Raw genomic sequence first — 14,621 nt, 5'->3', positions numbered from 1 at the left:
CCATGACCACGATCGATCGCATCAGCACCGCCCTGGCGCGGATCGCGCCATCGCGCACCAATGCCATGACCGACCGCGCCATTGCCCTGCGTGCCGCCGGGCATGACATCATCTCGCTGTCGGTGGGTGAGCCCGACTTTGCCACGCCCGATCATGTCAAGGCCGCGGCCAAGGCCGCGCTCGATGCCGATGATACCCGTTATACCGCGGTTGCGGGCACGCTGGCCCTGCGCGAGGCGACGGTGCTGCATTTCCGCCGCGACCTGGGGATTGCGGTACCGCCATCGCAGGTGATCGTTTCGGCAGGCGGCAAGCAGGCCATCTTTCACGCGCTGATGGCCACGCTCGATCCGGGCGACGATGTGCTGATCCCCGCGCCCTGGTGGGTAAGCTATCCCGAAATCGTGCGCTTTGCCGGCGCCAATGTCGTGGCTTTGCAAACCACCCCGGCAGGCGGTTACCGCGTCACGCCCGAACAGCTGGAGGCCGCGATCGGCCCGCGCACACGCTGGTTGCTGCTCAACAGTCCGGGCAATCCCACCGGTGCCACGTATAGCGCCGCCGATCTGATCGCGCTGGGCGCCGTGCTGCGCCGCCATCCGCAGGTCCTGGTGTTGAGCGATGATATCTATGCCCCGCTGCGCTATACGCCGGGCGATCACGCCACGCTGGCGGTGGCCTGCCCCGATCTGGCACCGCGCGTGCTGACGGTTTCGGGCGTGTCGAAAAGCCACGCGATGACCGGGTTTCGCATCGGCGTGGCCGCAGGCCCCGCGTGGCTGATCCGCGCGATGGGCACGTTGCAGTCGCACAATTCGGGCAATGCCTGTTCGATTGCCCAGGCCGCCGCGGTTGCCGCCTTCAACGGCCCGCAGGATTTTCTGTGCGACTGGCGCGACCGGTTTCGTGTAAGGCGCGACCGGGTGGTGGCCGCGATCAACGCGATCCCCGGCCTGTCTACCCCCGTGCCCGATGGCGCGTTCTATTGCATGATCGATGCGGCGCCACTGATGCCACGGTTTGGTGGTGATGACGAGGCATTGGCGATGCACCTGCTCGACCACGGCGTGGCGGTGGTGGCGGCATCGGCATTTGGCGGACGCGACGGATTTCGCATCAGCTTTGCCGCAGACGATGAAAAACTGGACCGCGCGACGGCGCGTATCGCGAAGGCCCTGACATGATTGATATTGCCACCATCCCGCTTGCCATCCTGTACGAAGATGCCGAGGCGCTGGTGATCGACAAACCCGCAGGCCTGCCGCTCGACCGGCCCCGCGCCGGGGGCATGTCGCTGGAAGAACGGGTATGGGAATTGCGCATGGGCTTTGCCCGTTCGCCCGCACCGGTGCACCGGCTTGATCAGGATACGTCGGGTTGTCTGTTGCTTGCGCGCCATCCGCGCGCGCTCAAACGGTATTCCGCCGCCTTCGAGGCGCGCCAGGTGGTCAAGACCTACTGGGGCATTGTCGCCGGCGATATCGAGGCTGCACGCGGCACGATCGAACTGAACCTGTCCAAGATCAGCAGCGAAAAAGACGGCTGGCGGATGATCCCCGCGCGCGCGGGCAAGGCCGCGGTGACGCATTGGCGCGTGCTTGACCGGCGCGACGGCATGACGCTGGTCGAATTCACGCCAGAAACCGGCCGCACCCACCAGATCCGCGTGCATGCCGCGGCGGGGCTGGGCCATGCGCTGCTGGCCGACCCGGTCTATGGCCGCAAAGTGCCGGGCAAGCGTACGATGCTGCACGCCGCCAGGCTGGAAATCCCGCGCGAGGGCAAGCCGCCGATCGTGGCCGAGGCGCCGATGCCCGCCGATTTTGTGGCGCTCGGCTTTTCGCAATGACCATGGCCGAGGCGGTTATCGAGCGTGCGCTGGCCCATTGCAGCGAAAGCTTTATCACCGCCACCGGTCCGGGTGGACAGAATGTCAACAAAGTCGCGACCGCGGTCCAACTGCGCGTCAGCGTCTATGCGTTGCGCCTGTCGCCCGAGGCGTTTGAACGGTTCAAGACCCTGGCGGGCAGCCGCATGACTTCGGCCGGCGAAATCGTGCTGACCGCGCGGCGGTTCCGCACGCAAGAGGCAAACCGCGCCGATGCGCGCGAACGGCTGATCGCGCTGCTGCGCGAAGCGATGACCTTGCCCGAAAAACGCGCCAAATCGCGCCTTAACCGGGTGGGCAAAGTGCAACGCCTGGCGGGCAAGAAAATCCGCAGCAGCGTCAAGGCCGGGCGCGGCAAAGTCCGGCTGGACTGAGCCGGCGTTACGTTTTCGGCGTGGGCAGCTTTGCCTCGCCATCCCCGATATCGGCGGGCACAGTGGCATCGACCAGCGGCGGGGCAGGGCGTTTTTCCAGCATCTGCGCGGCGGCATCAAGCTGGCGCGCCTCGCCCTTGGTCACGCCGCCGGGGCCGGGATCGCTGTCACTCGAACAGCCGGCCGCCAGCAGCATCAGCAGGGGCGCAAGGCGGATCATTGCGGCGGCGGCGGGGTGCTGTCGTGGCCATTGGCGGAACCCTGCTGCTGGCGTTCGGCTTCGGCCGCGGCGTCGCGCGCCTGTTGCGCAACAGAGGCGGCGTTTTCGGCATCGTTGGTTGCGGCGACTTCGGCCGATTGCGCCCTGGCCGACGCATCGGCATCGGGATCGCGCGCGGGGGGTGGTGCGGCCAGCGATGGCGGCCCCGCGGGCAGGTCGGCGGCGGGCATCTCCACGCTGGCCGACGTGGCATCATCGCTTTCGTGGCCATGGTGGCCGCATCCGGCCAACAACAGGACGGACAGGCCCAGAACGGCAGCAGGGGCGAATTTCGTCATCAAAGTCCTCGTTCAAACGATGCCTGTCGGCGTACAATTCCAAAGGTCCCAGGCGGGAACCACTGACCACCCGGCCACGGTTCTAGCCAGCGCGCGACCCGATGTCCAACGTCACAATTGCACTGGCATATAACGAAGTCTTTATGTGGCTTGCGTCATATAAAGATATCTTTATATGACGCTGGATGACCCCGTCGATTCCCCTTCTCGAAACCTTGCGCGCGCTGGCCGATCCGACGCGATTGCGGATCATGCGCCTGCTTGACAGCATGGAGCTGGCGGTGGGTGAACTGGCGCAAGTGCTGGGACAAAGCCAGCCCCGCGTATCGCGTCATGTCAAGATCTTGTGCGATGCACATCTGGCCGAACGCCGCCGCGAAGGGGCCTGGGTGTTTCTGCGCACCGCGGGTGCGGCATCGCGCGCCATTCCCCCGTTGGCGGGCGCTGTCGCGCACCTGCTGGCGCTGGCCGAGCAGGCGGACCCTGCGTTTGCCGGGCAATGCGCCGAAGACCGCGTTCATCTCGAGGCGATCCGCGCCGCGCGGCAGGCGCATTCGCAGGATTATTTCGCCCGTCACGCCGCGCATTGGGACGAATTGCGCAGCCTGCATATTGCCGATGGCCCGGTCGAGGCCGCGCTGGCCACAATGCTGGGGGGCGATCTGGGGCGTCTGCTCGATGTCGGCACCGGCACCGGCCGCATGGCCGAACTGTTTGCGACCAAGGCCGGTCATGTCACCGCGCTTGATCGCAGCCCCGACATGCTGCGGCTGGCGCGGACACGGTTGCAGCATTTGCCCGCGGACAAAGTCGAACTGGTGCAGGGCGATTTTGCGCAATTGCCGTTTCCCGCCGGCAGTTTTGACACCGTGCTGTTTCACCAGGTGCTGCATTATGCGCTGGCGCCCGAGGCAGTGCTGGCCGAGGCGGCGCGGGTCACGGCACCGGGCGGGCGCATCGCGATTGTCGATTTTGCCGCACACGATCGCGAAGACCTGCGCACGCAGCATGCCCATGCCCGGCTGGGCTTTGCCGATGCGCAGATTGCGACGCTGTTTGCCGATGCCGGGTTTGCCCCGCTGTCCGAACGCGCGCTTGCGGGCAAGGAACTGATCGTCAAGCTGTGGACCGCACAACGCCTGCAGCCGCGCCAACAAGGCTGACCCGACCGATGACCGTACATGCCGAAGCCCCCGCATTTGCCGGACTGACAGGCGATATCCGCGTCAGTTTCGAATTCTTTCCGCCCCGGACCGAGGCGATGGAAGCCCAGCTGTGGGACGCGATCGATGCGCTGGCCCCGCTGGATCCGGCGTTTGTTTCGGTGACCTATGGCGCCGGCGGTTCGACCCGCGAACGCACCCATGCCACGGTCGCCCGGCTGGTGCGTGAAACCACGCTGGTGCCAGCCGCGCATCTGACCTGTGTCGGGGCCAGCCGCGGCGAAATCGACGAAATCGCCGATCGCTACTGGGATGCAGGCGTGCGGCACATCGTGGCACTTCGAGGTGATCCGCCGCCGAGCGCTGGAGGGCGGTTTGCGCCGCATCCCGATGGCTATGCCAATGCGGCCGAACTGGTCGCGGGGCTGGCTGCGCGGCATCGCTTCGAATTGTCGGTCGCGGCCTATCCCGAAGGCCACCCGGAATCGCCCGATGCAGCCGCCGATCTTGACAATCTGAAGCGCAAGATCGACGCCGGGGCGACCCGCGCGATCACGCAGTTCTTCTTTTCGGCCGAAACCTACTTCCGCTTTCTCGACCGCGCGTTGGCGGCGGGGATATCGGTGCCGATCCTGCCCGGGATCATGCCCGTCACCAATCTGGCCGGCATCCGCCGGATGGGTGGCAATACGCAGGTCCCGCAATGGCTCGATGCGATGTTTGCGGGGCTTGACGATCGCCCCGGCCCGCGCGGGCTGGTCGCCGCCGTGGTCGCCGCCGACTTGTGCCGCCGGCTGTACGCAGGCGGGCTGCGCGATTTCCACTTTTACACGCTGAACCGCGCCGATCAGGCGTTTGCCATCTGCCAGCTGCTCGGTCTGCGTCCAAAGGATACCCCGCAATGACCCTGATCCCCAGCGCTGCGCGCGCCGCCTTTGTCGCACAGGCGCGCCAGCGTATCCTGATCACCGATGGCGCCTTCGGCACCGAAATCCAGCGCTGCGGGCTGGTCGAGGCGGACTATGCCGGGGCCCTGAACCTGGGCCACGATCAGAAGGGCAACAACGATATCCTGGCGCTGACCGCGCCGCACGTGATCGAGGGCATTCATCGCGCCTATTTCGCCGCCGGTGCCGACCTGGCCGAAACCAACACCTTTTCGGCCAATCGCATCAGCCAGGCCGATTATGGCGCGCAAGCTCTGGTCGACCAGATCAATCTGGCCAGTGCGCGCCTGGCGCGGCGGGTGGCCGACGAATTCACCGCCAAGGACGGGCGCCCGCGCTTTGTCGCCGGCGCGATCGGGCCAACCAACAAGACGCTGTCGCTCAGCCCCGATGTCAACGATCCCGGCTATCGCGAGATCGACTGGGATTTTCTGGTCGATGTCTATGCGCAGCAGGCGCGCGCGCTGGTCGACGGTGGCGCCGATTTCATCCTGATCGAAACCGTGTTCGACACGCTGAATGCCAAGGCGGCGGTGATGGCGGTGCGCCAGGTCGAACAGGCGCTGGGCCGCGAAGTGCCGATCATGCTGTCGATGACGCTGACCGATCTGTCGGGCCGCAATCTGTCGGGCCATACGGTCGAGGCGTTCTGGTATGCGGTGCGGCATGCGCGTCCGCTGACAATCGGGCTGAATTGTTCGTTCGGGGCCAGTCAGTTGCGCCCGCATGTTCGCGTGCTGTCGCAGATCGCCGATGCGCTGATCATGGTCTATCCCAACGCCGGGCTGCCCAACGACCTGGGCGAATATGACGAGGCGCCTGTGACCACCGCCGGGCTGGTGCGCGAATGGGCCGAACACGGCCAGGTCAACGTGCTGGGCGGGTGCTGCGGATCGACGCCCGACCATATCGCGGCGATGGCGGCCGCGGTGGCGGGCCTGCCGGCGCGCCGTCTGCCCCGGCCCGACACCGCCACGCGGCTGGCGGGTCTTGAACCCTTTGTGATGGCGTAACATGACCGAAGCACCTGTTCCCCAGACCGCCGGCGCGCGGTTCGTCAATATCGGCGAACGCACCAATGTCACCGGCTCTGCCGCGTTCAAGAAGCTGATCCTGGCGGGCGATTATGCCCGCGCGGTCGAAGTTGCGCGGCAACAGGTCGAAAACGGCGCGCAGATCATCGATGTGAACATGGACGAAGGGCTGCTCGATGCCGAGCACGCGATGACCACGTTCCTCAAGCTGATCGCGGCAGAGCCCGATATCGCGCGCGTGCCGGTGATGATCGACAGCTCGAAATGGTCGGTGATCGAGGCCGGGCTGAAATGCGTGTCGGGCAAGCCGATCGTCAATTCGATCTCGTTGAAAGAGGGTGAAGAGGCGTTTTTGGTCCATGCCCGCAAATGCCTCGATTACGGCGCTGCGGTCGTCGTCATGGCGTTTGACGAGGCGGGACAGGCCGATAGCCGGGAACGCAAGGTGTCGATCTGCCAGCGCGCCTATGCGCTGCTGACGGCGCATGGTTTTCCGGCTGAAGATATCGTGTTCGACCCCAACGTGTTTGCGGTGGCGACAGGGATCGAAGACCATGACCGCTATGCGCTGGATTTCATCGAGGCCACGCGCGAAATCCGCGCCACCTGTCCGCACGTGCATATCTCGGGCGGGCTGTCGAACCTCAGCTTCAGCTTTCGCGGCAACGAGACGGTGCGCCGCGCGATGCATTCGGTGTTCCTGTATCATGCGATCCCGGCCGGGATGGACATGGCGATCGTCAACGCCGGACAGCTCGATATCTATGATGCGATCGATCCGGTGCTGCGCGAGGCGTGCGAAGATGTGCTGCTGATGCGGCACCCCGATGCCACCGAGCGGCTGATTGCTCTGGCCGAAAGCTACAAGGGCAAGGACACCGTTGCCGAAAAGGCCGCCGAGGAATGGCGCGGCTGGGATGTCGTGCGGCGTCTGGAACACGCGCTGGTCAAGGGTATCGACGCGCATATCGTGGCCGACACCGAAGAGGCGCGCCTGATCCACGCGCGCCCGATCGAAGTGATCGAAGGACCGCTGATGGCGGGCATGAACACGGTGGGCGACCTGTTCGGCGCGGGCAAGATGTTCCTGCCGCAAGTGGTCAAATCGGCGCGCGTGATGAAAAAGGCGGTTGCGCACCTGATCCCGTTTATCGAGGCGCTGAAGGAAGAAGGCGCGCGCGCCAAGGGCCGGATCATCATGGCGACGGTCAAGGGCGATGTGCACGATATCGGCAAGAACATCGTTGGCGTCGTGTTGCAATGCAACGGCTATGAAGTGATCGACCTGGGCGTGATGGTGCCGTGGACCCGTATCCTCGACACTGCGCGCGAACACGATGTCGACATGATCGGACTGTCGGGGCTGATCACCCCGTCGCTCGATGAAATGGTCACCGTGGCCGAGGAAATGCAGCGCGCCGGCATGACCATGCCGCTGTTGATCGGCGGGGCCACCACCAGCAAAGTGCATACCGCGCTGCGGATCGATCCCGCCTATGACGGGCCGGTGATCCATGTGCTCGATGCCAGCCGCGCGGTGGGCGTGGCCAGCCAGCTGCTGTCCGACACCCAGGCCGAGGCGTTTGTTGCGCAGACGGCTGCCGACTATATCGCGGTGCGCGAGGCGCGCGCGGGCAAAGGCGCGTCAAAGCTGCTGACGCTGGAACAGGCGCGCGACAATGCCTTTGTCGCCGACTTTTCGGAGAAAAGCCCGCCGCCTGCAATGCCCGGGCGGCATGTGTTCGATGCCTGGGATCTGGCCGATCTGGCGCACTATATCGACTGGACCCCGTTTTTCCGCGCGTGGGAACTGGCCGGAAATTATCCTGCCATTCTTGACGACGCGGTCGTGGGCGAAAGCGCGCGCGCGCTGTGGGCCGATGCGCAGGCCATGCTGGCGCAGATTATCGACGAAAAATGGCTGACGGCGCGCGGCGTGGCCGAATTCTGGCCCTGCGCGCGCCACGGTGATGATGTGGTGCTGCACATTGATGGCGGCGACCGGCCAGTGCGGATGCCGTTTCTGCGCCAGCAATTTGCCAAAAGCCGTGGGCGGGCCAATTATTGCCTGGCCGATTTCATCGATCCGGCGGGTGACTGGCTGGGCGGCTTTGCCGTGGGCATCCACGGAATCGAACCGCATCTGGCGCGGTTTCAGGCCGCGCACGACGATTATTCGGATATTCTGCTCAAGGCGCTGGCCGATCGTTTTGCCGAGGCCTTTGCCGAACGCCTGCATGCGCATGTGCGCACCACGCTGTGGGCCTATGCCCCGGGCGAACAGCTGACCAACGAGGCGCTGATCCGCGAACACTATCGCGGCATCCGCCCTGCGCCTGGCTATCCCGCGTGCCCCGATCACAGCCTCAAGCCGATCCTGTTCGATCTGCTCGATGCGCCGCGCTCGGCGGGTATCGTCCTGACCGAAAGCCAGGCGATGCTGCCCACCGCTGCGGTCAGCGGATTCTATTTTGCCCACCACCAATCTGCGTATTTCGGGGTGGCGACCATTGGCCGCGACCAGTTGGCCGACTATGCCGCGCGACGCGGGGTCGATCCGGCCACCGCCGAACGCTGGCTGCGGCCCAATCTGGATTGAACGACGACACCCATGACACAGACTGCACCGGCGCGCTGGATCGACTGGGCCCTGTCGCGCATCGCGGCCGATTACGCGCGCTCGGCCGATACGCACCTGATCCCGGTCAGCCTGCCCGCGTTGCCGACGATCGCGCTTTATCTCAAGGATGAAAGCAGCCACCCCACCGGCAGTCTCAAGCACCGGCTGGCGCGATCGCTGTTCCTTTATGCGCTGTGCAACGGCTGGATCGATCATGGTACCACCGTGGTCGAGGCCTCGTCGGGATCGACCGCGGTGTCAGAGGCCTATTTCGCCCGGATGCTGGGCCTGCCGTTTATCGCGGTGGTGCCGGCATCGACGGCATGCGAAAAGATTGCGGCGATCGAGGTGCTGGGCGGCACCTGCCACAAAGTCGCCGATGCAGGCGCGGTCTATGCCGAGGCGGAACGGATCGCCGCAGAGCACGGCGGTCATTACATGGACCAGTTCACCTTTGCCGAACGCGCCACCGACTGGCGCGGCAACAACAACATCGCCGAAAGCATCTTTGCCCAGATGACGCGCGAGCCCGCGCCGATCCCGACCTGGATCGTATGCGGCGCGGGCACCGGCGGCACTTCGGCCACGCTGGGCCGGTTCGTGCGCTATCACCGCCATGCCACGCGGATCTGTGTCGCCGATCCGGACCGGTCGGTGTTCCACCGCCACTGGCATGATCGCGCGGTCACCGGGTATGCGGGCGATCGGTCGCTGATCGAAGGGATCGGGCGGCCCCGGGTCGAGGCTTCGTTCGTGCCGGGCGTGATCGATCATATGGAAGTGGTCGATGACACCGCATCGATCGCGGCCGCACGCGTGCTGTCGCGCCATCTGGGACGCCGGGTGGGCGGATCGACCGGCACCAACTGGGTGGCGGTCGCGCGCCTGGCAACACAAATGGCCCAAGCCGGTCAGGCCGGCGCAATCGTGTCGATCCTGTGCGATTCGGGCGAACGCTATGCCTCGACCTGCTTCAACGCGGACTGGCTGGCCGAACAGGGCATCGACCCGCGCGAGGACGAGGCGCGGATCGAACATTTCCTGGCCACCGGGCATTACCCGGGGATGTAATCGCGCAGGCTGCTGACCATATCGGTTGCACGTATCGATCGGAGCATCCCCCATGAAGACCAACGGCAACACCATTCTCATCACCGGCGGCGGCAGCGGCATCGGTGCCGCGCTGGCCCAGCGGCTGCACGATCTGGGCAACACCGTAATCGTCGCCGGGCGTCGGATCGAGGCGCTGAACGCGACGATCGCCGGACGGTCCGACATGCACGCGGTGGTGCTCGATATCGACAACGCGATCGCGATCGAGGCTTTTGTCGAGGATGTGCTGGCCACATTCCCCGCGCTCAACGTGGTCATCCACAATGCCGGGATCATGCGGTTTGAAGCGCTCGACACGCGGCGCGACCTGGCCGATGCCGAGGCCACGATCACCACCAATCTGCTTGGCCCGATCCGGCTGACCAACGCGCTGATCGATCATCTGCTGGCGCAGGACCATCCCGCGATTGTCACCGTTACCTCGGGCCTTGGCTATGTGCCGATGACCGCGGCTGCAACCTACAGTGCGACCAAGGCGGCGATCCATTCGTACACGGTGTCGTTGCGCGAAGTGCTGAAGGGGCGGGTCGAGGTGATCGAACTGGCACCGCCTGCGGTACAGACCGGACTGACCCCCGGTCAGGAAAGCCGCCCCGGGTACCAGCCGCTGGCCGAATTCGCCGACGAAGTGATGGCGCTGCTGACCGCGCAGCCAACCCCTGGCGAGGTCATGGTCGAACGCGTGAAATTCCTGCGCAACGCGGAACGCGAAAACCGGTTTGACGAAACCGTGGTGCAATTGAACGAATTTGCGGCAAAGGCGCGCGCCGCGCAGTCCTGACATCCGTATGCAACCCCCCGATCTGCTTGCGTTTTGCGCGTGATCCGCCATGACGCGGTGAAACAGGCAGAGCGGGGCAGATGGGTACCAGCGAGATTTTCCTGATCGCTTTGACGGTCATTCTGGCGGTGCCCTATGCGGTGTGGCGGCTGGCGCGCACCGACGCGCATGCGCCGCTCGTGGTGGTGCAGATCATCGGCGGCATCCTGATGGGGCCCGGTGTGCTCGGCGCGGTGGTTCCCGGCGCCTATGCCTTTGTGTTCAACCCGCAGGTGATGGGCGCGTTGAACGGTATCGCGTGGTGGGCCGTGATGCTGTTCGTGTTTGCTGCGGGGCTGGAACTCGATCTGGGCGATGCCTGGGCCAACCGCGGTGAAACGCTGACCACCGCAGCCGCAGCACTGCTGGTGCCGTTGGCGTTTGGCGCGGGTGCTGCGGCGCTGCTGTTGACAGGCCCGGGCTGGATCGGACCCAAGGGTGGCTATGCGCAGGCGGTGTTGGGTATCGGCATGGCCTGTGCAGTGACCGCGCTGCCGATCCTGGTGCTGCTGATGGAAAAGCTGGGCATTTTCCGCAAGGCGCTGGGCAACCGGATGCTGCGCTATGCCAGTTTTGATGATGTCGCGATCTGGGGCGTGCTGGCGCTGATCCTGCTCGATTGGCAGCGGATCGGGCGGCAGGGGCTGTTTCTGGCCGGCTTTGCCTGTGCCGCCTGGGCGATGCGCAAAGCGATCAAGCGCCTGCCCGAGGCGGACCGTTGGGCGATCGGCATGGTGTGGCTGGCGGCAACCGGCTTTGCCGCCGATTGGTCGGGGCTGCATTTCATGGTTGGCGCGTTTCTGGCAGGCGCCGTGCTCGACGGGCACGATTTTTCGGTTCAGCGGCGCGATGCCATGCGCGAAGTGCTGTTGCTGGCGCTGATGCCGGTGTTTTTCCTGTCGACCGGCCTGCGCACGCAATGGGGTCTGGGCGGGTCGGCCGTGCTGATGGTGTTTGGCGCGGCGGGGCTGTTTCTGCTGGCATCGGTCGCGGGCAAGCTGGCGGGCACGCATCTGGCCGGGCGGCTGCTGGGCTGGGCGCCTGGCGAAGCTTCGGTGATCGGGTGGATGTTGCAGACCAAGGCGCTGATCATGATCATCTTTGTCAACGTGCTGCTCGACCGGCAGATCATCACCGCCGAAACCTTTACCGCGCTGTTGCTGATGGCGGTGGCCAGCACCGCGCTGACGGTGCCGATGGTGCGGCCGCGGCTGGCGCGGCTGGGCGCGGCGGGATTGCTCTGATTTCGGGGCGAAACCTGGCCCCGGGTGGTTTGTCCTTGCACCGTGATCTGGCATAGCGGCGCGATGGATGGTGTCCGCCCCGATCTGAACGCCGCGCGCGCCGAATTGTCGCGCGTGTTCGGCTTTCCCGCGTTTCGCGGGGTGCAGGAGGACGTGCTGGCGCGCGTGCTGGCCGGGCAATCGACTTTGGCGGTGATGCCCACCGGCGCGGGCAAATCGCTGACCTATCAGTTGCCCGCGGTGATGCTGCCGGGCACGTGCGTGGTGGTATCGCCGCTGATCGCGCTGATGCACGACCAGTTGCGCGCGGCCACGGCCAACGGCATTCGGGCCGCCACCTTGACCAGCGCCGACATGGACCGCGGCGCCACGATCGAGCGGTTCCGCAATGGCGAGCTCGACCTGCTGTACGTTGCGCCCGAACGCGCCAGCCAGCCGCATTTCCGCGAAATGCTGACCACCGCGCCGATCGCGCTGTTTGCGATCGACGAGGCGCATTGCGTGTCCGAATGGGGCCACGATTTCCGCCCCGATTACCGCCTGCTGCGTCCGTTGCTCGACATGTTTGGCGATGTGCCGCGGCTGGCGCTGACCGCCACCGCCGATGCCCACACCCGCGCCGATATCATGGACCAGCTGGGCATGCCCCGCGACGGGCTGGTGATTGCCGGGTTCGATCGGCCCAACATCCGTTATACCATTACCCCGCGTGACACGCCGTTGCGGCAATTGACCCGCGTTCTGGCCGAACATCCGGGGCCGGGCATCGTCTATGCGCCGACGCGGGCAAGCGTGGAAAAGCTGGCCGATCAGCTGGGCGCCACCGGCCGCAGCGTGTTGCCCTATCACGCCGGGCTTGCGCCCGAGGTGCGCGCGGCCAACCAGTCGGCATTTGTTGCCTCCGAAGACATGGTGATGGTCGCCACGGTTGCGTTCGGTATGGGCATCGACAAGCCGGATGTGCGCTTTGTCGCGCATGCCGCGCTGCCCAAATCGATCGAAAGCTATTACCAGGAAACCGGGCGCGCCGGACGCGATGGCGATCCGGCAGTGGCGCTGATGCTGTGGGGGGCGGATGATTTCGCCCGCGCGCGCGCGCGGCTGGGCGAACTGGACGAGGCGCGGCGCGGGGGCGAACGCACCCGGCTGGATACCCTGGCCAGCCTGGTGGAAACCGCCGATTGCCGGCGCGCGATCCTGTTGCGGCATTTTGGCGAAGATCCGCCGCCTGCCTGCGGCAATTGCGACAATTGCCTGCATCGCCCTGCTGTAACCAATGTGACCGACCTTGCGCGCAAGCTGTTGTCGGCGGTCTATCGCACCGGGCAATCGTTCGGGCTGGGCCATGTCGAAAAGGTGCTGATCGGCGCGGCGGACGATCGCGTGGTGTCGCGCGGGCATGACCAGTTGTCGGTGTTCGGCATTGTCGGCGCCGACGAGGCGGCACTGATCCGCCCGGTCAGCCGCGCCTTGCAGGCCCGTGGCGCGCTGGTGCAGACCGAACACGGCGGCCTGATGCTGGCAGGCGATGCGCGCGACATTCTGAAAGGCGATGCCAGCGTCGATCTGATCATGCGCGACGGGCCCGACCAGGGCGAACGCCCCGCGCGCCGTCGCAAGGGCGGCAGCGCGCCTGCGGGTGATCCGGGCGATGATCCGCTGTTTGCAGCGCTTCGCGCGCTGCGCCGCGATCTGGCCAAGGCGGCGGGTGTGCCGCCCTATGTGGTGTTTCACGATTCGACCTTGCGCGAAATGGCGGCACATCGCCCGGCCACGCTGGCGGCGCTGGGCGAAATCAGTGGCGTGGGGGCGCGCAAGCGCGATGCCTATGGCGATGCGTTTCTGCAGGCGATCCGTGATTTTGCCGACGCTTGATGGGCACTTGCAGGCCTGGAAAAAAGTGATATCAATTTAATATCACTTTTTGTGAGGAGGGGCCTGTGACCACCGAGTCGATACCTGTCCACGTCAGCGTTGAACGCCCTGCACATTCCAGCAGCGGCTATGCCATGCTGGCGGTTGCGCTGGGGCTGCTTGCGCTGTTTGTGATCGATCTGATCGCGCTGGTGGCAACGCATGGCGATCCGCCGCTGCCCGCCGCGGCGGTCATCACTTTGCTGATCGTGCTGCCGCTGCTGTTCGTGCTGGTGGTGTCGGGGTTCTACATGATCCAGCCCAACCAGGCCGCGGCGATCACGCTGTTCGGATCGTATCAGGGCACCGACCGCACCCACGGGTTGCGCTGGGTCTGGCCCTGGCTGACCAAAGTGCGGATCTCGATCCGGGCCAACAATGTCGTGTCGGAAAAGCTGAAAGTGAACGACCTGCGCGGCAACCCGATCGAAATCGCGACCAACGTGGTGTGGCGCGTGGCCGATACCGCGCAGGGGTTGTTCGATGTCGATGATTTCCGTGCATTCGTGCTGGTGCAGATCGAGGCCGCGGTGCGCCAGATCGGATCGCGCTATCCCTATGACGATATCGAACATGCCGAAGTGACCTTGCGCGGCAATCACGATGAAGTCAGCCGTGAATTGCAGGCCGAACTGAACGCGCGGCTGACCCTGGCCGGGATTACGGTCGACGAATGCGGGCTGACCCATCTGGCCTATGCCCCTGAAATCGCGGGCGCGATGCTGCGCCGCCAACAGGCCGAGGCGGTGATCTCGGCACGGCGCAAACTGGTTGAAGGCGCGGTCGGGATGGTCGAGTTGGCGCTGGACCAACTGTCGCAGCGCGAGGTGATCACGCTGGATGACGAACGCCGCGCGGCGATGGTGTCAAATCTGATGGTGGTGCTGTGCGGCGACCGCGAAACGCAGCCGATCGTCAACACCGGTTCGTTGTACCAGTAAGCCCA

General features: G+C 65.5%; 14 protein-coding genes. 12 read left to right on the top strand and 2 right to left on the bottom strand.

The features are described from left to right. Positions 1-2: 2 nt before the first annotated feature. The 3 genes from G404_RS0108435 to arfB are packed head-to-tail and all read left to right on the top strand — an operon-like array spanning position 3 to position 2,262. Entirely contained in the window at positions 3-1,184 is a 1,182-nt protein-coding gene (locus G404_RS0108435) for a pyridoxal phosphate-dependent aminotransferase (RefSeq protein WP_028640695.1), read from the top strand. Then, positions 1,181-1,849, top strand: coding sequence for an RluA family pseudouridine synthase (locus G404_RS0108430; protein WP_036520794.1), 669 nt, complete (start codon positions 1,181-1,183; stop codon positions 1,847-1,849). Before G404_RS0108435 ends, G404_RS0108430 begins: the two co-directional genes overlap by 4 nt. A gap of 2 nt (positions 1,850-1,851) precedes the next feature. Further along, positions 1,852-2,262, top strand: coding sequence for an alternative ribosome rescue aminoacyl-tRNA hydrolase ArfB (gene arfB / locus G404_RS0108425; RefSeq protein WP_028640693.1), 411 nt, complete (start codon positions 1,852-1,854; stop codon positions 2,260-2,262). A gap of 7 nt (positions 2,263-2,269) precedes the next feature. Here the strand turns inward: arfB and G404_RS0108420 are convergent, their stop codons facing one another. Together G404_RS0108420 and G404_RS0108415 are read right to left on the bottom strand one after the other, a co-directional pair. After that, entirely contained in the window at positions 2,270-2,482 is a 213-nt protein-coding gene (locus G404_RS0108420) for a hypothetical protein (RefSeq protein WP_036520789.1), read from the bottom strand. Then, the gene (locus G404_RS0108415; protein ID WP_028640691.1) at positions 2,479-2,820 is read right to left on the bottom strand and encodes a hypothetical protein; all 342 of its coding nucleotides are present in this window, start codon (positions 2,818-2,820) and stop codon (positions 2,479-2,481) included. Before G404_RS0108415 ends, G404_RS0108420 begins: the two co-directional genes overlap by 4 nt. 185 nt (positions 2,821-3,005) lie before the next feature. On the opposite strand from G404_RS0108415, the gene G404_RS0108410 reads away from it, so the two are divergent. From G404_RS0108410 to G404_RS0108370, 9 genes are all read left to right on the top strand, one after another. Then, entirely contained in the window at positions 3,006-3,983 is a 978-nt protein-coding gene (locus G404_RS0108410; RefSeq protein WP_028640690.1) for an ArsR/SmtB family transcription factor, read from the top strand. An 8-nt stretch (positions 3,984-3,991) separates the two neighbouring features. Continuing rightward, complete coding sequence (gene metF / locus G404_RS0108405) at positions 3,992-4,888, top strand: methylenetetrahydrofolate reductase [NAD(P)H] (RefSeq protein WP_028640689.1); 897 nt, start codon at positions 3,992-3,994, stop codon at positions 4,886-4,888. Then, complete coding sequence (locus G404_RS0108400) at positions 4,885-5,943, top strand: homocysteine S-methyltransferase family protein (RefSeq protein ID WP_028640688.1); 1,059 nt, start codon at positions 4,885-4,887, stop codon at positions 5,941-5,943. The genes metF and G404_RS0108400 overlap by 4 nt, the downstream gene beginning before the upstream one ends. A gap of 1 nt (position 5,944) precedes the next feature. Further along, on the top strand, positions 5,945-8,563 hold the full coding sequence (gene metH, locus G404_RS0108395) for a methionine synthase (RefSeq protein ID WP_028640687.1): 2,619 nt from the start codon (positions 5,945-5,947) through the stop codon (positions 8,561-8,563). 12 nt (positions 8,564-8,575) lie between these two features. After that, positions 8,576-9,655 carry a PLP-dependent cysteine synthase family protein gene (locus tag G404_RS0108390; RefSeq protein WP_028640686.1) on the top strand — a complete coding sequence of 360 codons (1,080 nt, stop codon included), beginning with the start codon at positions 8,576-8,578 and terminating at the stop codon, positions 9,653-9,655. A 52-nt stretch (positions 9,656-9,707) separates the two neighbouring features. Continuing rightward, positions 9,708-10,478 carry an SDR family oxidoreductase gene (locus tag G404_RS0108385; RefSeq protein WP_028640685.1) on the top strand — a complete coding sequence of 257 codons (771 nt, stop codon included), beginning with the start codon at positions 9,708-9,710 and terminating at the stop codon, positions 10,476-10,478. A gap of 80 nt (positions 10,479-10,558) precedes the next feature. Further along, positions 10,559-11,761, top strand: coding sequence for a cation:proton antiporter (locus G404_RS0108380; protein WP_028640684.1), 1,203 nt, complete (start codon positions 10,559-10,561; stop codon positions 11,759-11,761). Positions 11,762-11,824: 63 nt separating this feature from the next. Continuing rightward, the gene (gene recQ, locus G404_RS0108375) at positions 11,825-13,636 is read left to right on the top strand and encodes a DNA helicase RecQ (RefSeq protein WP_028640683.1); all 1,812 of its coding nucleotides are present in this window, start codon (positions 11,825-11,827) and stop codon (positions 13,634-13,636) included. Between the two features lie 65 nt (positions 13,637-13,701). Then, complete coding sequence (locus G404_RS0108370) at positions 13,702-14,616, top strand: SPFH domain-containing protein (RefSeq protein WP_028640682.1); 915 nt, start codon at positions 13,702-13,704, stop codon at positions 14,614-14,616. Positions 14,617-14,621 lie beyond the last annotated feature (5 nt).

The sequence above is a fragment of the Novosphingobium acidiphilum DSM 19966 genome, from assembly GCF_000429005.1.
GTDB classification, from domain to species: domain Bacteria; phylum Pseudomonadota; class Alphaproteobacteria; order Sphingomonadales; family Sphingomonadaceae; genus Novosphingobium; species Novosphingobium acidiphilum.
The sequence above is the reverse complement of the archived record's forward strand: the minus strand, read 5'-3'. Positions and strand labels throughout refer to the sequence as shown.

Bases quoted from the DNA above. Each gene is read 5' to 3' on its own strand.
- G404_RS0108435 (WP_028640695.1), top strand. From the start codon at position 3: ATGACCACGATCGATCGCATCAGCACCGCCCTGGCGCGGATCGCGCCA.
- G404_RS0108430 (WP_036520794.1), top strand. From the start codon at position 1,181: ATGATTGATATTGCCACCATCCCGCTTGCCATCCTGTACGAAGATGCC.
- arfB (WP_028640693.1), top strand. From the start codon at position 1,852: ATGGCCGAGGCGGTTATCGAGCGTGCGCTGGCCCATTGCAGCGAAAGC.
- G404_RS0108420 (WP_036520789.1), bottom strand. From the start codon at position 2,482: ATGATCCGCCTTGCGCCCCTGCTGATGCTGCTGGCGGCCGGCTGTTCG.
- G404_RS0108415 (WP_028640691.1), bottom strand. From the start codon at position 2,820: ATGACGAAATTCGCCCCTGCTGCCGTTCTGGGCCTGTCCGTCCTGTTG.
- G404_RS0108410 (WP_028640690.1), top strand. From the start codon at position 3,006: ATGACCCCGTCGATTCCCCTTCTCGAAACCTTGCGCGCGCTGGCCGAT.
- metF (WP_028640689.1), top strand. From the start codon at position 3,992: ATGACCGTACATGCCGAAGCCCCCGCATTTGCCGGACTGACAGGCGAT.
- G404_RS0108400 (WP_028640688.1), top strand. From the start codon at position 4,885: ATGACCCTGATCCCCAGCGCTGCGCGCGCCGCCTTTGTCGCACAGGCG.
- metH (WP_028640687.1), top strand. From the start codon at position 5,945: ATGACCGAAGCACCTGTTCCCCAGACCGCCGGCGCGCGGTTCGTCAAT.
- G404_RS0108390 (WP_028640686.1), top strand. From the start codon at position 8,576: ATGACACAGACTGCACCGGCGCGCTGGATCGACTGGGCCCTGTCGCGC.
- G404_RS0108385 (WP_028640685.1), top strand. From the start codon at position 9,708: ATGAAGACCAACGGCAACACCATTCTCATCACCGGCGGCGGCAGCGGC.
- G404_RS0108380 (WP_028640684.1), top strand. From the start codon at position 10,559: ATGGGTACCAGCGAGATTTTCCTGATCGCTTTGACGGTCATTCTGGCG.
- recQ (WP_028640683.1), top strand. From the start codon at position 11,825: ATGGATGGTGTCCGCCCCGATCTGAACGCCGCGCGCGCCGAATTGTCG.